This is a genomic window from Klebsiella sp. 2019SCSN059 (assembly GCF_021739525.1).
GTDB lineage: Bacteria > Pseudomonadota > Gammaproteobacteria > Enterobacterales > Enterobacteriaceae > Klebsiella > Klebsiella quasipneumoniae.
The window spans coordinates 222,170-240,736 of the sequence record NZ_JAKKOM010000002.1; the positions used below are offsets into that span (position 1 = coordinate 222,170).

The following is an 18,567-nucleotide window of genomic DNA, read 5'->3' on the forward strand; positions in this document are numbered from 1 at the left end:
AATCCTAATATCATCATCACGGCCGGCGGTTTCTGAACGCGACGACTGCCTGCCTTAAGCCAATGATTGATAAGACATCTCTATTTTTCAGGCTGCGCGCCCGGGTCGGAGAATTTAATTCGTCTATTTTTAAGATAATTTCTCTCTGATAATTGTAATTTTTCGTAATAGCACGATGAAATCTGTTGGAGAGTGGATTATAGTTAAATCAGCAGGATTACTCAGTTAGTGTCAGGTCAGTTAGTCGTGTTCATCCCACAACGGTGTTTGTTAGTCGTCGTTTAAACCACTCAAAAGGGGATGCGTTATGGACGAATACTCGCCAAAAAGACATGATATCGCACAACTACGCTTTCTCTGCGAAACGCTGTATCATGACTGCCTTGCAAACCTGGAAGAGAGCAACCATGGCTGGGTCAACGACCCGACATCGGCTGTCAATCTCCAGTTAAATGAACTGATCGAGCACATTGCCACGTTCGCCCTTAATTATAAAATTAAGTACGCTGAGGATAATAAGCTGATCGCTCAGGTTGACGAATATCTGGACGATACATTTACGTTGTTCAGTAACTACGGCATTAACTCTACGGATTTGCAAAAGTGGAAAAAATCCGGTAATCGGTTATTTCGTTGTTTTGTCAACGCCAGCCGGGAAAATCCGGCCAGTCTTTCGTGTTAGGATTATTACAATCAAAAGGTGGAATTATGTCTGATAAGCCATTAACTAAAACAGACTATTTGATGCGCTTACGCCGTTGCCAGACAATTGACACGCTGGAGCGCGTCATTGAAAAAAACAAATATGAACTTTCTGATAATGAGCTGGCGGTATTTTACTCAGCCGCCGATCATCGTCTGGCTGAACTGACCATGAATAAGCTGTACGATAAGATCCCGACGTCCGTCTGGAAATTTATCCGCTAATTACCGCGCCCGACGCGGTCTGCTGACCGGACGGTAATCGCCAGCCTCAGCAGGGTATCTTTGTGATAGTCATCACATCATTTAGCCAACAGCAAACCTGTAACCGGTTTCTTTTTTATACTGCTTTGGCCATCGAACGTCAGGTATAAGGAAGACCAATGAGTGAAGAAAAACGCAAAATGATCGCCGGTGAGCTCTATTTATCTGGCGACCCAACGCTACGCGCCGATCGTCTGCGCGCCAGACAGCTGCTGCACCGTTACAATCATTCCGCCCCGGATGCGCAGGAAGAACGTCAGCGTATTCTCGCCGAGCTGCTCGGTCGCGCTGGCGATGCGTATATCGAGCCAAGCTTTCGCTGCGACTACGGCTACAATATCTTTCTCGGCGCCGGTTTTTACGCCAATTTTGACTGCGTGATGCTGGACGTCTGTCCTATCCATATTGGCGATAACTGCATGCTGGCCCCGGGCGTCCATATCTATACCGCCACCCATCCGCTGGATGCTGAGGCCCGAAACAGCGGCCAGGAATATGGCAAACCGGTGACCATTGGCCACAATGTGTGGATTGGCGGTCGGGCGGTGATCAATCCCGGGGTGACCATTGGCGATAATGCGGTCATCGCGTCCGGAGCGGTGGTCACTAAAGACGTCCCCGCCAGTACCGTTGTCGGCGGCAACCCGGCGCAGATCATCAAGCGCCTTCCGCCGCCAAATGCGTAACTGTTATGCTTTTCTGTAACTGATCTGTTACTTTCTCCGCAGAATACTGCAACATAAAATAGCCTTCAGGCTGAGCCTGCCACGCCCGAGCCACCGGGCGCACGGGGCAGGCTTATTGCAGAATTCGGGGACCAAGATGACAGAAATACAACGCCTGCTTACTCACACCATTGACGAACTGAACGTGCAGGAAAAACGCGATAATCGCCCGCGTTTTAGCATCAGTTTTATCCGTAACCATCCGGGCCTGTTTGTTGCCATGTATGCCGCGTTTCTGGCGACGCTGGTGGTGATGCTGCGCTCTGAAACGCTGGTGGATTCGGTCTGGTTGTTGGTGGTGCTGTTCATCCTGTTCAACGCTTTTTTCTTCTTTGACGTCTATCCACGCTATCGTTACGAAGATATCGATGTCCTCGACTTTCGCGTGTGTTACAACGGCGAATGGTACAACACCCGCTTTGTCCCCCGACAGCTGATCGACCGTATTCTGCAGTCGCCGGACGTCGATAGCGAGCAGAAGGCGCAGCTTAAAAAAATGGTCGACACCAAAGGCGATCTCTCCTTTTACGATGTCTTTACGCTGACCCGAGCCGGTACTGCGCAATAAGACGATTCAGCGTCCGCAGCGCCAGCGGATAGCGGGAAGCAGAAGTATTGCCATACCCCAGCACCAGCCCGCTCCGCCCCCGCCGCGGGTCGAGATAGAAATGACTTAGCGCAGCGGGCGCCAGCTGAAACTGACGCGCCTGCTGCGCTATCGCGCGATCGTCGATCCCCTCGATGGCCAGCGTCAGATGGAGCCCCCCTTCCCCACCAAGGACTTCGCACGGCACGGTGATCTTTTGCGCCAGCGCCTCGCGCAGCAGCTGCTGACGTTTGCGGTACAGACGACGCATCGCCGCCAGATGACGCGCATAGTGCCCCTTCTCGATAAAGCTGGCCAGCGCCCGCTGTTCAGCGCGGTGCCCCCCGCGCAGCAGCGCGCCAATGGCCTCCTGAGCGGCATCCGCCAGCGCGGGCGGCATTACCATAAAACCGATACGCAGCGCCGGAAAAAGGGTTTTGCTGAAGGTGCCGAGATAGACCACCGGGGCATCCGGGACCATTCCCAGCATCGCCGGGATCGGCTCTCCGCTGTGGCGAAACTCGCTGTCGTAGTCATCCTCCACAATCCACGCGCCGTGCCGATGGGCATACTCCACCAGCGCCAGACGCCGCGCGGCGCTCATAACGCTCCCAAGGGGATACTGATGAGAGGGAGAGGTGAAAATCAGCCGGGGTGGCTCTGCCGCGCCGTTGGCCATACACATCCCTTCATGATCGACGGCCATCCCGCAGACCTGCAGCCCCGCCCGCTGGAAACCACTCCTGGCGCCCAGGTATCCCGGCTCTTCCTGCCACACGGTGTCGCCCGGGTTGGTCAACAGCGAGGCGCATAAGTTGACCCCTTCCAGCGCCCCCTCGGTGATGACGATCTGCCGGATATCGCACTGAATACCCCGGGAGAGCGCCAGATGGCGAGCGATCGCCTCCCGCAGTTGGGGATCGCCCGCGGCCTCACCGTAGCCCAGCAGCGTGCTGCCCTCGTCGCGCAATGCTTTATCCATTAACCGCCGCCACAGCGGCAGCGGGAAATAGTTCACCGCCGGCATGCCAGGCGTAAACGGCAGCGCCGGCGAGTCACGGCGCATAGCGGCTGGCAGCCCCTGCAGCCTCTCAGACAGCACAACGGGTGGCGCGTTTACCTCCTGCCGGCGGCTGGCGGCGAGCGGCACAACCTGCGTCCCCTGACGGCTTCGCGTCAGGTATCCTTCCAGCGTCAGCTGCTCCAGTGCGGCATTCACCGTATTGCGCGACAGATGCAGTCGACCGGCAATCACGCGCGATCCTGGCAAACGGCAGCTGGCCGCCAGGGTTCCCTGCAGGATGGCATGGCGCAAAGTGTGGTAAAGGGCCCGCTGCAGGGTTTCATCCGTTCGCTGCCGCATCCCCTGCGTCACCAATCCATAAAACGCATCGTCCGGTATGTTCATGTCACCTCCTCGTGGATCCATAAGAACATACTCTGGTGGCACTTTTTATGGAACCAGCCAGCGCGTACGCTGCCTGTACATCCCCAATAAGGAAACCGCAATGTGTGAATACAATCAGTTTGGACAGGCGCTCGGCGCCGCGCTGCCCGACTGGCAACCCCGCCCCTGGCCAACGCGGCAGGTACTTCAGGGCAGCCGCTGTCGGCTCGAACCGCTCACCCTCGCCCACGCCAGCGATCTGTTTGCTGCCCACCAGCTGGCGCCCGACGCCCGCAGCTGGACGTGGCTGCTGCGCGAACCGGAAACCAGTCTGGCTGAATTTAGCGCCTGGGTGGCGCAGGTTGCGACGCTGACCGATCCTATCCATTTCGCCGTCGTTGACCAGCAGCGCGGGACGGCGGTCGGGTCGCTGGCGTTAATGCGCATCGATGCCAACCACGGCGTGGTCGAGGTGGGGCATGTCCATTTCTCTCCGTTGCTGAGCCGAACGGCTATGGCCACCGAAGCGCACTGGCTGTTGATGCAGTATGTTTTCGGGACGCTCGGCTACCGTCGCTATGAATGGAAATGCAATAGCCTCAATACGCCGTCAGGCCGGGCGGCAAGGCGACTGGGATTTCAGTACGAAGGACGTTTTCGTCAGGCGCTGGTGAGCAAAGGACACAACCGGGACACGGACTGGTTTTCTGTGATTGATGGCGAATGGCCGGAGCTGGATAGCGCCATGCGCCAATGGCTGGCCGCCGACAATTTTACCGCCGACGGCCAGCAGCGCCGTCCCCTGGAAAGCTTCCGTTAACGACGTTTTTTGCGCCCCTGCACCGCTTTAAAGCGGGGGTTGCTCTTACAGATCACGTACAGCCGCCCTTTGCGTTTGACCAGCTGGCAATCCGGGTGGCGCTGTTTGGCGCTGCGTAATGAGTTAACGACCTGCATCATGCCTTCCTTTTTGCATCAATAAAGCCGCCGAAGCGCTGGCGGAAACGGGCCGCGCTACCCTCGCTGGCGAACGTTTTTTGTTTGCCGGTGTAGTAAGGATGCGATTTCGATGAGACATCGATCGTCACATACGGATACGTCTCACCGTCGAGCTCAATTACGCGTTCGGTGCGGATGGTTGAGCCAACTTTAAAATATTCATTGGCGCTGGTGTCGTGAAACACCACCGTGCGATAGGGAGGATGGATATGGGCTTTCATGATGACCTCATCATTATGTTATAACATAACAATGAAGTTACGCCGTTCCACGACAAAGATCAACCATGGTTATAGCAGGGGTAATAACAAAGAGGCGAGTTTCCTCGCCTTTGGCTTCAGGGCGCCAGACGGTGAGCGATTGCGCGAAGTTGCTCCGCGATGGCCTGCAGATCTTTCCCCTGCTCGACTCTGGCGCCGCTGGAGTGGCGAATCACCAGGCGCGCCGGCAGGATGGATGAGGTATGCGCCGCGCCGCTGGTACTGGCGAGGATCCGCCGCACCGCCTCTTTACCCTGCAGGTCGAGGTCCAGCGATACCGTACTCAATGCCGGATAGAAAAAGGAGCTTTCATAGGTATCGTCATAGCCAATCACCGATTTCTCTCCCGGCACCGCCACCTGATGCTGATGGAAGGCGCTGAGCACCCCCAGCGCCATCTGGTCATTGCCCACCAGCACAGCGCTGAAGTTCGGCGTTTCACGCAGCATCTGCAGCGCGCCGGCGTAGCCGCTTTGCGCATCCCAGTTGCCGTGCAGGACGGTCACCGGCTTCAGACCGTAGCCATCCAGGGTCTCCAGCCAGCTTTTCAGCCGCAGTTTGGCCGATACGGAGCTGTCCGGCCCCGCCAGCAGCGCGATCTCCCGATGCCCCATCTCGTAGAGATATTTGACGCTGGCCCGGGTGCCGTCCGCCGGGTTAAACGAAACGTTAAACACAGAGCTGTAGGGATCAACATCGAGAAACAGGCAGACGATATCATCGTTGTCAGCGGCGATTTTCTGCGCCTGTTCGGTCTCCAGCGGCACGTTGATAATGACCTTATCCACCCGCTGAGACTTCAGCTCATTGATGGAATCCTGGATGCTTTGGTTGACGCTCTCATCGATCATCGAAATCAGGACCTGGTAACCTTCCAGGTTGGCATAGCGTTTTACCGCCGCCGCCACCTGGGAGGGGGCATGCCAGGCCAGCGAAATCGTCACCAGCCCCACCGTCTGGCTCTCCTTCCCCACCAGCTGCTGCGCCAGCCGGTTGGGCACATAGCGTAGAGCCTCTATCGATTTCTCCACCTTGCGGCGCGTCGCTTCGGATACATTGGCAGATTTGTTGAGTACCCTGGACACGGTCTGGTAAGAGACACCCGCATGACGTGCGACGTCTTCCAGAGTAGCGCTTTTAGACTTCATGGTCCGGTTCCTTATGTTGTTATCCCATGATTGTAACAGGGGCCATTTGAAAAAACGCTCACCGCCACTTCTCACCGCAAAATTAGACCACAAAAAGTATTACGTTCACAACCAGGTCAATTGTGAATCACCTCACTCATCACAACAAAAAACAGCGTTATTATTTGCACTTAGTCACACAATAATCATATCTCGTTTGCCTGAAGTTACATTTAGGCATTTTATGACATCAGTTATGTGAACGTAATACAAAACAATAAGAGGATAGAGATGAATACGACACTGCGCGCCCTTTCCACAGCATTAGCCGCTGCGCTAATCACCCCTTCCGCCTTTGCGGCTACCGCTGCGATCCCGACCGTTGATTTTCATGGCTATTTGCGCGCCGGGGTTGGGGTCTCCGGCGACGGTAGCGAAGCGGAATGGCAAAAGAACAAGCTGGGCCGGTTGGGGAACGAATCGGATACCTATGGCGAACTGGAATTGGGCTCCGAGGTCTACAAAAAAGATGATGTCAGTTTCTATCTCGACAGCATGGTCAGCATGGTCTCCGATGGCTCTAACGATAATGAAACCACGTTGAACGATGACGCGCAGTTCGGCTTACGTCAGCTGAATCTGCAGATCAAAGGGCTGATCCCGGGCGATCCGAATGCGGTGATCTGGGGCGGCAAACGTTACTATCAGCGTCACGATCTGCACATCATCGATACCAAATACTGGAACATTTCCGGCTCCGGGGCCGGGGTGGAAAACTACACCCTTGGCCCGGGCGCCGTCTCGCTGGCGTGGATCCGCGGCGATGCCAACGACGTTGACTATCGCGTCGATGGCGACAGCAACGTCAATATCAACTATATCGATTTACGCTATGCGGGATGGAAGCCGTGGTCCGGGTCGTGGACCGAATTCGGCATCGACTACGCCATGCCGAACACCACCAAAAAACAGGACAGCTACGGCGGGCTGTACGATGCCGAAAATGGCGTGATGCTAACCGGTGAAATCAGTCAGGATATGCTGGGCGGCTATAACAAAACCGTGCTGCAGTATGCCAACAAAGGGCTGGCGCAGAATATGGTCTCCCAGGGCGGCGGCTGGTACGATATGTGGAACTACGTGAATGACGCCACCGGCTATCGCGTGATTAACACCGGTCTGATCCCCATTACCGAGAAGTTCTCCATCAACCACGTTCTGACCTGGGGCTCGGCGGATGATATTACCGACTACACCGACAAAACGCGGATGCTGTCGCTGGTCGCCCGCGGGCAGTATCAGTTCACCGACTACGTGCGCCTGATTGGCGAAGTCGGCGGTTTCTATCAGAAAGACAGCTACAACAATGGCACCAGTTACAAACAGGCCGGTGAGAAATATACCATTGCGCTGGGTCTGGCGGACGGGCCGGACTTTATGTCACGTCCGGAATTACGTATTTTCGCGTCGTATCTGAATGATTCCGAAGATGGTAAACCATTTGAAGACCAGACGGCGAATAATACCTGGAATTTCGGCGTGCAGGTTGAGGCCTGGTGGTAATATCGCTCTGGTAAGAAAAATACGTTATTGATATCTCCAACGCTAAGGTCATTAATTACCCTCCGGTAATCATTATTGCCACTGCTGTCTTTGTCTTATTTTCGGGATAACCTGTTTTCAGGTTATCCCGTTTTATTTATTTCCGCGCGGCAAAATGGTCATCCAGCAATTGACGTAGCGCATCGGACTGCTTACCGAAAATAGCATGAACCTGCTGACCAAGAATAATGACGCCCAGCGCGCCCTGCTGCTGTAATGCGTCAGAGTCCACGGCCGCCAGATGACGAACCGTTACCCGCAGACGGGTAATACAGGCGTCCACTTGGGTAATATTCGCTTCACCGCCGAAGGCCTGAATCAGCGCCTCGATTTGCTGTTTTTCCGCTTCGCTTAACGGCTGTGCCGGACGCGCAGGCGAGAAATAGTGCAGGAAAGATTTTAAACTCACCATCATAAACTCCAGGGTAATAGATAAAAAAAAAGCCTGCTCGGCAGAGCAGGCGTGGAGAAAAAGGATTACGCGTGGCGACGGAGAATACGGCAATCCCATGCTGACAGGGTCAGCGGGTCCGCCACCGCCGCGTCGGTCAGGCAATCCCGATACCCTGGCGGCAGGCTCAGGGTATGGCTTTGCGCGCTGTAGTTCTGCAGGAAGACAAACGTACTCTCACCGTCGGTGCGCGCGGTGGCCACCACTCCGGGCGGTAAATCCGACGCGATCGCCCGCGGCAGCGCCAGCTCCTTGCTCAGGGCGGCAAAAAAGTCGCACTGGAAGGCCAAATCGTTGCGGGAGGCCACATGCCAGGCTTTACCTTTCCCGAAGCCGTTCACCGTCACCGCTGGCCTTCCGGCATAAAAATCATCCCGGTAGGTGGCCAGCGTCTGCGCGCTTTCGGTATGGATCAGTTCACAGAGATGGCGCACCTGATAGGGGCCCTGAAGACCGCACTGATTCCCGGCCAGGCCCTGCACCAGATTAAACTCGCCGTCATTCAGACAATCGATCTCCTCCGCCCAGATGCCCAGAAGATTGCGCAGCGGGCCCGGGAAGCCGCCGAGATAACAGAGATCGGACTCGTTGACGATGCCGGTCCAGTAGGTAGTCACCAGATGGCCGCCGCTGGCGACGAACGCCTCCGCCCGCCCGGCAAAGCCGTCGCGCACCATGTATAACATCGGGGCGATCACCAGCCGGTACGGCGTTAAATCAGCGTCGGCGTCAATCACATCGACGGCGATGCCCTGCTCCCAGAACGGACGGTAGTGCTCATTGACCGTCTTCTCATACTCCATACCCAGATTGCGCGGCCCCTGGGCGTCATCAAGCGCCCAGCGGTTCTGCTGGTCGAAGATAATCGCCACTTTCGCCTCGGTGCGACACCCCCTCACCGCCGGCAGCTTGCTGAGGATCTCGCCGAGCTGGCTGACTTCACGGCCAATGCGGGTATCAATATGCCCAACGTGGTCGACCACCGCGCCGTGGAATTTCTCAACCGAACCACGGCTCTTGCGCCACTGGAAATACTGCACCGAGTCGGCGCCATGCGCCACCGCCTGCAGCGAAGAGAGAATATGCATCCCCGGTTTCTTCAGTTTGCTGGTCGGCTGCCAGTTGGTGGCGCCCGGCGTGGACTCCATCAGCACAAACGGCTGGCCGCCCTTCAGGCTGCGCATCATGTCGTGATACATCGCGGTATAGCAGGCCAGCGCGGTTTCGTCTTTGTCGCGGTGCCACATCGGATAGCTGTCCCAGGAGATAAAGTCCAGCACCTCCGCCAGCTGCCAGTAGTCGTAATCGTAAAAATACTCCATAAAGTTGGTGGTCACCGGCAGGGCGGCATTCGCCGCCTTCAGCGGGGCGATTTCATGGCGGCAGAAATCGGTCACCTGGGCGGTATTAAAGCGATGCCAGTCCAGATTCAGGCCGTGGATCGACACCTCGCCCTGCGGCGCAGGCGATTCAATCTGCGACCAGTCGCTGTAGGTATGGCTCCAGAAAGTGCTCCACCAGGCCTGGTTGAGATTCTCCAGGGTCTGGTACCGCGCCTTCAGCCAGTCGCGAAAGCGAGTCTGGCAGCGCTCGCAATGACATTCGCCGCCATATTCATTGGAAATATGCCAGCCCAGCACCGCCGGGTGCGCAGAATAGCGCTCCGCCAACAGGGTATTGATTTTAAGGGTCTTCTCACGATACACCGGCGATGAAATACAGTGGTTGTGACGGCCGCCGTGCAGGGCTGGCACCCGATCGCGCCCCACCCGCAGAACCTGCGGATAGCGCTGTGACATCCACGCCGGACGCGCGCCGCTCGGCGTGGCCAGAAAAACATGTATGCCGGCGGCATACAGTTTATCGAGGATAGTATCCAGCCAGGCGAAATCAAATACCCCTTCGCGCGGCTCAAGTTTCGCCCAGCTAAATATTCCCACCGACATCACATTACATTTTGCCTGCTGCATCATGGCAATGTCTTTATCAATAATATCGGGGTCATTCTCCCATTGTTCCGGGTTATAATCTGCGCCATGCAGCAGCGTATTAACCTTTGGATGTAAAGGTGCAAATTTATTCATAATAAACTTCCTGAAAAGAACGACAAAAAATTAATTAAATACTTTTACCGACGGCAATACTTTTCCCTGGCAATCAAATAGCGCCTGATTTTCACGCGCATTGCCCTCTTTCCATTCGTCATGGATATATTTCATCCCCGCCGGGGTGGCCCAGGTATTTCCCGGAACGGCAATCCACGTGGGCTCCCAGTAAAAAATCCCTTTGCCGCGCTGGTCGGGAACATCGATGACCGCCTGCATCAGATCGTGGATATAGCGATATTGTCCCTGCACGCTGGCGGGATATCCCCCGTCCTTTTCCTCTTTGGCCTGGAAACTATTTTCCGCGTTATCGCAATTGGCCAGGGTATAGGCATAGGCCGCCTCGACGACAATAACGTCTTTGTTATAGCGTTTGCTGATGTCATCCATATTGGCCTTCAGGGCGCTGATCGGCCCGTTCCAGTAGGTGTACATCGACAAACCGATCACGTCATACGGCACATGGCGTTTCTCTATTTCGTCAAACCACCAGCGGAAGGTATCGTTTTTGGTCCCTTCAGCCAGATGCAGCATGATTTTCACCTGCTCGCCGTTGTGCAGGTTCGCCTTCAGGCCATCAATGGCCGCGTTCAGCAGACCAGCCAGCCGGTCGAACTCTCCGCCCCCCTGCCCCCAGCTTTTCCCTTCCGGCCACAGCATACCGCCATTGATCTCATTGCCGATCTGCACCATATCCGGCAGGACGCCCGCCTGCTTAAAGCGGGCGATGGTATCCCGGGTATAGTCATGAATCGCCGTTTTCAGCTGCGGGTAATCCATCTTTTCCCAGGCCTTCGGTTTGAACTGCTTGCCGGGATCGGTCCAGAAATCGCTGTAATGAAAGTCGAGCAGCAGCTTCATTCCCTGGGCTTTCGCGCGTTTCGCCAGCGCCAGGGTCGTGGCCAGATCGTTATTCCCGCCGCCATAGCCCTCGCCGCTTGCCGATTGCGGATCCACCCACAGGCGGAGGCGAACATAGTTGACGCCGTTCTCTTTCAGAATGGCGATCGGATCCTTACGCCGGTTATTCTGGTCGTAGAAGGTCGCCCCGTGCTTTTCAGCATCCAGCAGCGTGGAGATATCCGCGCCTTTAATAAAGTCCGCCGGCATGCCCTGAAAGGCGCGGGTTTCAAGCGCGTCCGCCGCCAGCGAAGGGGGGGAAAAACTGCATGCCAGACAAACCGCAAGCCATGCGGGTGTAAATCTTTTCATGTGCTTATCCTTTAGTACTGCCCGAGGTCAGGCCGGAGACGAAGTATTTTTGTAACGCCAGATAGAGGATCGCGACCGGCACGGCAATCAGCACCGCCCCCGCCGCGTAGGTGGTGTAGCTGGCCCCCATTTTTTGCGCCACCAGGTTATACAGACCGATAGGCAGGGTGTATTTATCCGGGGTACGCAGGATGGTGCTGGAGAGGATGAAATCCCCCAGCGGGCCGGTGAAGGAGAACAGCGCCACCACCGCGAGGATCGGCCTCGACAACGGCATGATGATCTCGATAAAGATGCGAAAGCTGCTGGCGCCGTCCATGCGGGCGGACTCATCCAGATCTTTGGGGATCGCGTCGAGATACCCCTTCATCAGCCAGGTGTTCATCGGGATCATTCCCCCGACGTAGATCAGCACCAGCGCCAGATGGCTGTTAATCAGGCCAAGCAGTTGCGACAGCACAAAGATGGCAATCAGCGCGGAAAACTGCGGGATCATCTGCAGCAGCAGGAACAGCATCAGCCCGTTCTGCCGCCCTTTAAAGCGGAAGCGGGAGAAGGCGTAGGCGGTAAAGCTGACGCTAATCAGGGTCAGCACCATGGTCAGGAAGCTGATTTTCATCGAGTTCCAGTACCAGGTAAGGTAATTCACATTGCCATTGAACAGATCGGCATAGTGCTGGAACGACAGATTTTCCGGAATGATCGAGGTACTCAGCAGGCTATTGCCGGCGTTCAGCGACGCCCCGACGGTCCAGACCAGCGGATAGATAATCACCACCGAGACCAGGATAACCACCAGCCAGGTGAGAGAGAGTCGGATCCACTTTTCGCGTTTAATACTGGGTGATTGAGCCATGTTGCTTCCCTTACGCCATGTCGTCATTTTTGAAGGATTTGGTGGCGCGGAACTGCCACAGCGCCAGGCCGACGACGAAGATCGACAGCAGGATAGTGATGGTCGCCGCGATGGCGTACTGCGACGAGGACATCGTCAGCTTATAGATCCACGACACCAGAATATCCGTCCCGCCGGCGTTAGATCCCGCCACTGCAGGGCCGCCGTTGTTAAACAGATAAATGATGTTGAAATTATTAAAGTTGAAGGTGTACTGGGTGATGATGATCGGCGCGATCGCGTACAGCACCAGCGGCAGGGTGATGGTGCGCAGGCGGGTAAAGGCGCTGGCGCCGTCCATCGTCGCCGCTTCATACAGATCGTCCGGGATCGCCTGCAGCACGCCGGTGGTCATGGCAAAGACAAACGGGAAGCCAAGCCAGGTCTGCATCATGATCAGCGCGGTTTTGGTCCAGAACGGGTCGGTCAGCCATGCCTTTGGACTGATGCCGAAGAATGACAGGATCGCGTTGTTAATCACCCCGAAGGAGTCATTGAACATCCCGGCAAAGACGAGGATGGTGACAAACCCCGGCACCGCCCACGGCAAAATAAAGATAGTGCGGATCAGCGGCTTAAAGCGCAGATCTTTTTGGTTCACCAGAATCGCCAACAGCACGCCCACCGTACACTGCAGGGTGGTCGCCAGCAGCGTCCACACCACGGTCCACTGCAGCACATCCAGGAAGGTGGAGCGCCAGATGGAGAGGGTGAAAATATTGACGAAGTTTTTCAGGCCCACCCAGTCCACCAGCTTCGCCGGCGGCGTGTGGTACAGGTTATAGTTGGTGAAGGCGATGGCGAAACCAAACAGAATGGGAAAGATCACCACAAAGACCAGCAGAATAAAGCCTGGCGTGATCATCAGGTACGGGAAGCCATCGCTCAGCAGCATCTGGTACTGCTTACGCACGCTGTTCAGCGCGACCCCCTCATCGCGTTTTTTGCCGTTCAGCCACGCGTCCCGCAGCGAGAGAAAATAGATCAGCACGCCAAAAGCGACGATCAGCGCGCTGATAATCCCCTCCGCTAACAGGAAGATAGAGTTATCCCGGGGCACCTCTTCACCCAGGGTATAGAGCCCCCACAGCCCCTCGCGCAGGAAGTCATAAAAAATACCCAGAAAGCTGCTCAACAACACCAGGAAGACCAGCCCCTTCAGCCACTGGCGATGATAAAACTGACCGAAACCCGGCACGATTGCCAGCAGCAGGCCGCACCACGCATGGCGCCCGGGCCCGCGCGCGTCGCTATAATTTTCGCTGGAATGGATGCTCACACTCGACTCCTTCTACAAACGGGAGGTCCCCCTCCCGCTCGGTGACTTCACGTGACGGTAAATTACTGATTGCTGGCCTGCATCGCTTCGATCTGCATCTTGATCTGTTTCACCGCGTTATCGAGCGCGGCCTGCGGCGCCTGCTTGCCGGTGAGGCTCAGTTCAAGCGCGGCATTAGCCGGCCCCCACACTTCCCCCATCTCCGGAATGCCCGGCATGGCCATCGCCCGCGCCGACTGTACGGCGACGGCGCTGGCCTTTTCGTCATTTTTAATCACCGGGTCGTCAATCATCGCCTTCAGCGGCGGGATTTCGCCGGTGGCGACATAGCGGGCTTTTACATACTGCGGCTGGTTGATGAACTCGATAAACTGTTGCGCCAGCGCCTTGTCTTTACTCCAGGTCGATACCACGTAGCCCTTAACGCCGAGGAAGGAGCTCATCGGCTTGCCGTCCGGCAGGGTCGGCAGCGGCACCACGCCATAGTTGATACCGGCGGCTTCATACGGCTGGAAGGCCCAGGGGCCGTTGATCACCGCCGCCGCTTTTTTCTCGGTAAACAGCGAATCAATGGCGTTCAGCCCGTTATCGCCGAGGATCCCTGCAGGGAAAGCCTTCTCGGCATAGAATTTTTTCAGGAAGGTCACGGCTTCCACAGCGCCGGGAGTATTGAGCCCCACCTGCTGCGGGTTGAAACCGCCGCCGTCGTTCTTCGCGAAGATATAGCCGCCCATCGGGCCAATGGCTCCCCAGCTGTAGTAGATCTGATCAAACTTCGCCAGCAGGCCGTATTTGTTCTGCTCGCGCTGGGTCTTCGAGTAGTCCAGCCAGGCCTGCAGGCTGTCCAGCGGCTTGTCGATCAGGTCCTTGTTGTAGATAAGCACCAGGGTTTCCACCGCTTTCGGGATGCCGTACAGCGCGTTGTCCATGCGGAAGGCATTGATAGAGGCTGGCGTAAAGGCATCCTGTTTCGCCTGCTCGACGTTGAGCGGCGAGAGAAGCCCCTGAACGACGGCGCCGCCGAGCTGGTCATTCGGGATCACCAGCACGTCCGGCCCAATGCCCGCCGGGCCGTCGAGGCGCAGCTTTTCCAGCTGCTGGGCATAAGGCATCTCCTGCAGATTGACCTTCACGTTGTACTGCTTCTCAAAATCGCTGACCGCGGTTTTGATGCCAGTGGATTTTTTAATGTCTTCCCAAACGTTGAGCTGCCCGGCGGCATGCGCCTGCAGGCTGGTAAGTTGCCCCGCCGCGAGGGTGGTAAGGATCAGTGCAGCAAGCGTGTTCTTTTTCATTATCAACCTCATGTGAAGGTATAACAATTTAATGGTTTTTATTTGAATTACGTCTGTCAGCTAGAAAAAAAATCATTTCAAACTGCGTTGTTACATAGAAAACAGACGCTGATTCGCTTTTGTTATACGCTACGCTTTGATTAGGGATAAAACTACCATAAGCTGCCAGTTGTGTGATCATCCTTGCAGAAATGAAACGCCGCTGTATGGCGCAAAATCCGCGGAAGTTATAGTCAGGACATGATTTTAGCGCTGTTGAATATCGTCACGCTGTTTTGTTACACGTAATACAATTTCACTCAACTCAGCGACACGCCAACGGCAAACAACGGCTACTCACTTCGGGGAATGTGGATGTCCAATATACGACTGAGGAATGTCACCAAAAGGTTCGGCAGCACGGTGACGCTGCACCAGGTCAATCTCGATATTGAAGATGGCGAGTTTGCGGTCTTCGTCGGCCCTTCCGGCTGTGGAAAATCGACGCTGTTACGTATGATTGCCGGGCTGGAAGAGGTTAGCGACGGGGAGGTGCTGATCGGCGATGAGGTGATGAACGATGTGGTCCCCGCCCGCCGCGGCGTGGCGATGGTTTTTCAGTCCTATGCGCTCTACCCGCACATGACGGTGGCGGAGAATATGGGCTACGGGCTGAAGGTGAATAAAGTGCCGAAAGCGGAGATCCGTCGCCAGGTGGAAATGGTGGCCAAAACGCTGCAGCTCTCTCACCTGCTGGACCGTAAACCGAAGCAGCTCTCCGGCGGCCAGCGGCAGCGCGTGGCCATTGGCCGCGCTATCGTGCGTAATCCCCGGGTGTTTATGTTCGATGAGCCGCTTTCTAACCTCGACGCGGAACTGCGCGTCGATATGCGCCTGCATATTGCCCGCCTGCACCAGGAGCTGAAGACCACCATGGTGTATGTCACGCACGATCAGGTGGAGGCGATGACTCTCGCTGATAAAATCGTGGTCATGAACTACGGAAAGGTTGAACAAATGGGTTCGCCGATGGCGCTTTACTACAATCCGGTCAACAAATTCGTCGCCGGTTTTATCGGCTCGCCAAAGATGAACTTTTTACCCGCCACCGTCAGCGACTGGCAGCCAGAGCGTTTAACGGTCACCCTCGCCCAGGACCATCAGCTCACCCTGAACGTTGCCACCCAACCGCTTAACCCCGGCGCCGCGGTAACGCTGGGGATCCGGCCAGAGCACCTCACGCCTGAAGTCTCCACCGGTACCGTGGTGGAGTTTCAATGTGAAGTGGTGGAACGTCTGGGCAACAATACCTACCTGTTCGGCCAGTGCTATGGTCACGATAACGTCAAGGTTCTGCTGCCCGGCGACGTCCATTTCCGCCCGTGGCAGAAGATTAATCTGGCCTTCGATGACCGCTTCTGCATGGTGTTTGATGAGAACGATCTGCGCATCAGCGCCGATATCACGGCGCCAGACGCGCACTAAGCCAACATATTGCTGTCATCTGCGCAGCGTATGCTGCGACTGAATGCCGGAATACATCCTGCCCGGCATTCACACCCTCATTTTTATTCTGCTGCATCGGAATCATCCTTCTCTCCCGGCATCGCAGGCTATTGTGATGCCGGTTTTTTTCCCCGCACAGCGCGATTTCTCCCACTGCGCCCGGTTTATCTTTCGCATATACTGATGACACCCGGCGAACGATAAGGACACAGGCATGAGGACCCGGCATCTGATGGCGCTGTTTACAGGGGTGCTGATACTGGCCATCATCCTGCCCATCTCGCTCAGCATCTGGCAGGCGGCGCGGCAGGCCAAAATGCAGTTCTATCGTGAACTGGATGATTATTCCAACCGCATCGTCGTCCGCACGCTGCAGGTCGCCGATCAGGCCCGGGAAGCGCTGCGGGAGGCCGATGCACATACAGCCTCGTCCTGTAGCCCTGAACATCTGCTCACCCTCCGCCGGATCGCCTATACCCACCGCTACGTTCAGGAAGTGCTCTGGCTGCAGGATTCCGTGCCGCAATGCTCCTCCCTGGAAGACCATAGCGTCGCGGTGACTTTCCCGCCACCGGACCACATTGCCTCCGACGGCTATCGCACCTGGCTGACCTCGATTAACGATCTTGGCCTCAATCACCAGATGACGGCCATGGCCAGCCAGCAGCATATGGTAATGATCGATCCCATCTCCTTCATTGATGTGGCGCCCGTCAGCGAGGAGAAGATCCATAGCATGCTGTTTGGTTTGGACCATCTGAAAATGGTGATCAGCAGCCAGCCGCTGCCGGCGAAGGCCTGGCAACGGATTAAAGACCCGCACCTGAATATGCTTACCCTGGATAATACGGTCTACCGGATCCAGCGCATTCCCGAGCTGGGATCCGGCATTGTGACCTGGTCATCCACCCTGCCCCTGCAGCAGCACATACGGCAGCAGTTGATCTTCTGGCTCCCGGCCGGCATCTTCACCAGCCTGCTTGCCACCTGGCTGCTGCTGCGCCTGCTGAGACACCTGCGTTCACCGCGTAACAGTATGCTGGACGCCCTCCATTCCCAAGCGATTCAGGTTCACTATCAGCCGATTATTTCATTGCAGGACGGGAAAATCGCCGGAGCCGAAGCGCTGGCGCGCTGGCAGCAACCCGACGGTACCTATTTATCGCCGGATATCTTTATTCCCCTGGCCGAGCAGACCGGACTGATCACCCAGCTGACGGAAGATATCGTCAGGAAAATTTTCGCCGATCTGGGCCCCTGGCTGAGGCAGCGGCCGGAAGTGCATATCTCCATCAACCTGTCGGTGGATGACTTACGCTCTCCCACCCTGCCCATGCTGTTACACGATCAGCTGCAGCACTGGGGGATCGCCGCCGAACAGATCATCCTTGAGATCACCGAGCGCGGGTTTGTCGACCCGGAGACCACCATGCCGGTGATCGCTCACTACCGTCAGGCTGGCCATCGGATCTCGATTGACGATTTCGGTACCGGCTACTCCAGTCTGAGCTATCTGCAAAAACTGGACGTCGACACGCTGAAAATCGATAAATCCTTTGTCGATACCCTCGAGTACCGGCCGCTGACGCCGCACATTATTGAAATGGCCAAGGCGCTCAATCTGACCACCGTCGCCGAAGGGGTGGAAACCGAAAGCCAGCGCGACTGGCTGCGACAGCATGGCGTTCAGTACGCCCAGGGGTGGCTGTACAGCAAAGCGCTGCCAAAAGAGTCATTTATTCAGTGGGCGGAAGATAATCTCCATGCGCATTAAGCGGCAGGCAGCCTGCGCAGAAGGTCAGCGGGCGCAGCCTCTTCGCCGCCCTCTGCCGGAGGCTACTTCAGATAGGATTTAATCACCTGCATCACCGTCTCCAGATCCGCTTCACGCTGCGTCTCATCTGGCTCTTTCACCACATGGTCGGTCAAATGCCCCTGGATAACCTGCAGCATCATGCCATTGACCGCGCCGCGGATCGCCGCCAGCTGCTGTAGCACCTCAGCGCACTCATGCTCGCGATTAAGCATTTTCTCTAATGCGGTACTCTGCCCCTGAATTTTCTTCAGCCGGGTCAGTAACTTCTTTTTGTCTCTCACTGTGTGTGACATTGCGCGATCCACCGTTTTATTCTGCCGTCATTGCCCGACCTTCGACGCCGGCAACGCTTGCCAGCATAGCATGATCCCTTTTAT

At 56.2% G+C, this 18,567-nt stretch carries 20 protein-coding genes; 8 read left to right on the plus strand and 12 right to left on the minus strand.

Annotated features, from left to right (window positions below):
* The first annotated feature begins 307 nt into the window (after positions 1 to 307).
* From tomB to maa, 3 genes are all read left to right on the plus strand, one after another.
* Positions 308 to 682, plus strand: coding sequence for an Hha toxicity modulator TomB (gene tomB / locus L2I46_RS03725; protein ID WP_002892066.1), 375 nt, complete (start codon positions 308 to 310; stop codon positions 680 to 682).
* A gap of 26 nt (positions 683 to 708) precedes the next feature.
* A complete protein-coding gene (locus tag L2I46_RS03730; RefSeq protein ID WP_002892050.1) occupies positions 709 to 927 on the plus strand; it encodes an HHA domain-containing protein in 219 nt (72 codons plus the stop codon).
* A gap of 158 nt (positions 928 to 1,085) precedes the next feature.
* Positions 1,086 to 1,652, plus strand: a complete 567-nt coding sequence (gene maa / locus L2I46_RS03735) for a maltose O-acetyltransferase (protein WP_023288643.1) — start codon at positions 1,086 to 1,088, stop codon at positions 1,650 to 1,652.
* Here maa and L2I46_RS03740 read toward each other — a convergent pair.
* Positions 1,624 to 1,755, minus strand: a complete 132-nt coding sequence (locus L2I46_RS03740) for a hypothetical protein (protein WP_032428629.1) — start codon at positions 1,753 to 1,755, stop codon at positions 1,624 to 1,626. The two genes, maa and L2I46_RS03740, sit on opposite strands and share 29 nt — an antisense overlap.
* A 33-nt stretch (positions 1,756 to 1,788) precedes the next feature.
* On the opposite strand from L2I46_RS03740, the gene L2I46_RS03745 reads away from it, so the two are divergent.
* Positions 1,789 to 2,259: a YlaC family protein gene (locus L2I46_RS03745; RefSeq protein ID WP_023288642.1), complete on the plus strand. Its 471-nt coding sequence runs from the start codon at positions 1,789 to 1,791 to the stop codon at positions 2,257 to 2,259.
* Here the strand turns inward: L2I46_RS03745 and pdxR are convergent.
* Positions 2,228 to 3,685, minus strand: coding sequence for a MocR-like pyridoxine biosynthesis transcription factor PdxR (gene pdxR / locus L2I46_RS03750; RefSeq protein WP_236947556.1), 1,458 nt, complete (start codon positions 3,683 to 3,685; stop codon positions 2,228 to 2,230). The genes L2I46_RS03745 and pdxR overlap by 32 nt on opposite strands.
* 100 nt (positions 3,686 to 3,785) lie before the next feature.
* Here pdxR and L2I46_RS03755 point away from each other — a divergent pair, with 100 nt between their 5' ends.
* A complete protein-coding gene (locus L2I46_RS03755; protein WP_032453932.1) occupies positions 3,786 to 4,484 on the plus strand; it encodes a GNAT family N-acetyltransferase in 699 nt (232 codons plus the stop codon).
* On the opposite strand, the gene ykgO is transcribed toward L2I46_RS03755, so the two are convergent.
* From ykgO to L2I46_RS03770, 3 genes are all read right to left on the minus strand, one after another.
* Complete coding sequence (gene ykgO / locus L2I46_RS03760; protein WP_002892018.1) at positions 4,481 to 4,621, minus strand: type B 50S ribosomal protein L36; 141 nt, start codon at positions 4,619 to 4,621, stop codon at positions 4,481 to 4,483. The genes L2I46_RS03755 and ykgO overlap by 4 nt on opposite strands.
* Positions 4,621 to 4,884, minus strand: coding sequence for a type B 50S ribosomal protein L31 (locus L2I46_RS03765; protein ID WP_004204754.1), 264 nt, complete (start codon positions 4,882 to 4,884; stop codon positions 4,621 to 4,623). Before L2I46_RS03765 ends, ykgO begins: the two co-directional genes overlap by 1 nt.
* A gap of 116 nt (positions 4,885 to 5,000) precedes the next feature.
* Complete coding sequence (locus L2I46_RS03770; RefSeq protein WP_023288639.1) at positions 5,001 to 6,071, minus strand: LacI family DNA-binding transcriptional regulator; 1,071 nt, start codon at positions 6,069 to 6,071, stop codon at positions 5,001 to 5,003.
* A gap of 270 nt (positions 6,072 to 6,341) precedes the next feature.
* On the opposite strand from L2I46_RS03770, the gene L2I46_RS03775 reads away from it, so the two are divergent.
* The gene (locus tag L2I46_RS03775) at positions 6,342 to 7,613 is read left to right on the plus strand and encodes a maltoporin (protein WP_023288638.1); all 1,272 of its coding nucleotides are present in this window, start codon (positions 6,342 to 6,344) and stop codon (positions 7,611 to 7,613) included.
* A gap of 136 nt (positions 7,614 to 7,749) precedes the next feature.
* On the opposite strand, the gene L2I46_RS03780 is transcribed toward L2I46_RS03775, so the two are convergent.
* The 6 genes from L2I46_RS03780 to L2I46_RS03805 form a co-directional block, all read right to left on the minus strand.
* Entirely contained in the window at positions 7,750 to 8,064 is a 315-nt protein-coding gene (locus tag L2I46_RS03780) for a glucose PTS transporter subunit EIIB (protein ID WP_023288637.1), read from the minus strand.
* Positions 8,065 to 8,129: 65 nt separating this feature from the next.
* A complete protein-coding gene (locus tag L2I46_RS03785; RefSeq protein ID WP_236947557.1) occupies positions 8,130 to 10,187 on the minus strand; it encodes a beta-galactosidase in 2,058 nt (685 codons plus the stop codon).
* Between the two features lie 30 nt (positions 10,188 to 10,217).
* Positions 10,218 to 11,420, minus strand: a complete 1,203-nt coding sequence (locus tag L2I46_RS03790) for a glycoside hydrolase family 53 protein (protein ID WP_032453928.1) — start codon at positions 11,418 to 11,420, stop codon at positions 10,218 to 10,220.
* 4 nt (positions 11,421 to 11,424) lie between these two features.
* Positions 11,425 to 12,276, minus strand: a complete 852-nt coding sequence (locus tag L2I46_RS03795; protein ID WP_004204761.1) for a sugar ABC transporter permease — start codon at positions 12,274 to 12,276, stop codon at positions 11,425 to 11,427.
* Positions 12,277 to 12,286: 10 nt separating this feature from the next.
* Positions 12,287 to 13,594, minus strand: a complete 1,308-nt coding sequence (locus tag L2I46_RS03800; RefSeq protein WP_032453927.1) for a carbohydrate ABC transporter permease — start codon at positions 13,592 to 13,594, stop codon at positions 12,287 to 12,289.
* A 62-nt stretch (positions 13,595 to 13,656) separates the two neighbouring features.
* Positions 13,657 to 14,889: a maltodextrin ABC transporter substrate-binding protein gene (locus tag L2I46_RS03805; protein WP_017898899.1), complete on the minus strand. Its 1,233-nt coding sequence runs from the start codon at positions 14,887 to 14,889 to the stop codon at positions 13,657 to 13,659.
* A 354-nt stretch (positions 14,890 to 15,243) separates the two neighbouring features.
* Here L2I46_RS03805 and L2I46_RS03810 point away from each other — a divergent pair, with 354 nt between their 5' ends.
* Positions 15,244 to 16,353 (plus strand): ABC transporter ATP-binding protein, encoded by a 1,110-nt coding sequence (locus L2I46_RS03810; protein ID WP_023288632.1) that lies wholly within the window; start codon positions 15,244 to 15,246, stop codon positions 16,351 to 16,353.
* Positions 16,354 to 16,588: 235 nt separating this feature from the next.
* Positions 16,589 to 18,148, plus strand: coding sequence for an EAL domain-containing protein (locus tag L2I46_RS03815; protein ID WP_032453864.1), 1,560 nt, complete (start codon positions 16,589 to 16,591; stop codon positions 18,146 to 18,148).
* Positions 18,149 to 18,210: 62 nt separating this feature from the next.
* On the opposite strand, the gene L2I46_RS03820 is transcribed toward L2I46_RS03815, so the two are convergent.
* Entirely contained in the window at positions 18,211 to 18,483 is a 273-nt protein-coding gene (locus tag L2I46_RS03820) for a metal-sensing transcriptional repressor (RefSeq protein WP_004204767.1), read from the minus strand.
* Positions 18,484 to 18,567: the final 84 nt, after the last annotated feature.

Coding starts and splice junctions, on each gene's coding strand:
- tomB (WP_002892066.1), top strand. CDS start 308: ATGGACGAATACTCGCCAAAAAGACATGATATCGCACAACTACGCTTT.
- L2I46_RS03730 (WP_002892050.1), top strand. CDS start 709: ATGTCTGATAAGCCATTAACTAAAACAGACTATTTGATGCGCTTACGC.
- maa (WP_023288643.1), top strand. CDS start 1,086: ATGAGTGAAGAAAAACGCAAAATGATCGCCGGTGAGCTCTATTTATCT.
- L2I46_RS03745 (WP_023288642.1), top strand. CDS start 1,789: ATGACAGAAATACAACGCCTGCTTACTCACACCATTGACGAACTGAAC.
- pdxR (WP_236947556.1), bottom strand. CDS start 3,685: ATGAACATACCGGACGATGCGTTTTATGGATTGGTGACGCAGGGGATG.
- L2I46_RS03755 (WP_032453932.1), top strand. CDS start 3,786: ATGTGTGAATACAATCAGTTTGGACAGGCGCTCGGCGCCGCGCTGCCC.
- ykgO (WP_002892018.1), bottom strand. CDS start 4,621: ATGCAGGTCGTTAACTCATTACGCAGCGCCAAACAGCGCCACCCGGAT.
- L2I46_RS03765 (WP_004204754.1), bottom strand. CDS start 4,884: ATGAAAGCCCATATCCATCCTCCCTATCGCACGGTGGTGTTTCACGAC.
- L2I46_RS03770 (WP_023288639.1), bottom strand. CDS start 6,071: ATGAAGTCTAAAAGCGCTACTCTGGAAGACGTCGCACGTCATGCGGGT.
- L2I46_RS03775 (WP_023288638.1), top strand. CDS start 6,342: ATGAATACGACACTGCGCGCCCTTTCCACAGCATTAGCCGCTGCGCTA.
- L2I46_RS03780 (WP_023288637.1), bottom strand. CDS start 8,064: ATGGTGAGTTTAAAATCTTTCCTGCACTATTTCTCGCCTGCGCGTCCG.
- L2I46_RS03785 (WP_236947557.1), bottom strand. CDS start 10,187: ATGAATAAATTTGCACCTTTACATCCAAAGGTTAATACGCTGCTGCAT.
- L2I46_RS03790 (WP_032453928.1), bottom strand. CDS start 11,420: ATGAAAAGATTTACACCCGCATGGCTTGCGGTTTGTCTGGCATGCAGT.
- L2I46_RS03795 (WP_004204761.1), bottom strand. CDS start 12,276: ATGGCTCAATCACCCAGTATTAAACGCGAAAAGTGGATCCGACTCTCT.
- L2I46_RS03805 (WP_017898899.1), bottom strand. CDS start 14,889: ATGAAAAAGAACACGCTTGCTGCACTGATCCTTACCACCCTCGCGGCG.
- L2I46_RS03810 (WP_023288632.1), top strand. CDS start 15,244: ATGTCCAATATACGACTGAGGAATGTCACCAAAAGGTTCGGCAGCACG.
- L2I46_RS03815 (WP_032453864.1), top strand. CDS start 16,589: ATGAGGACCCGGCATCTGATGGCGCTGTTTACAGGGGTGCTGATACTG.
- L2I46_RS03820 (WP_004204767.1), bottom strand. CDS start 18,483: ATGTCACACACAGTGAGAGACAAAAAGAAGTTACTGACCCGGCTGAAG.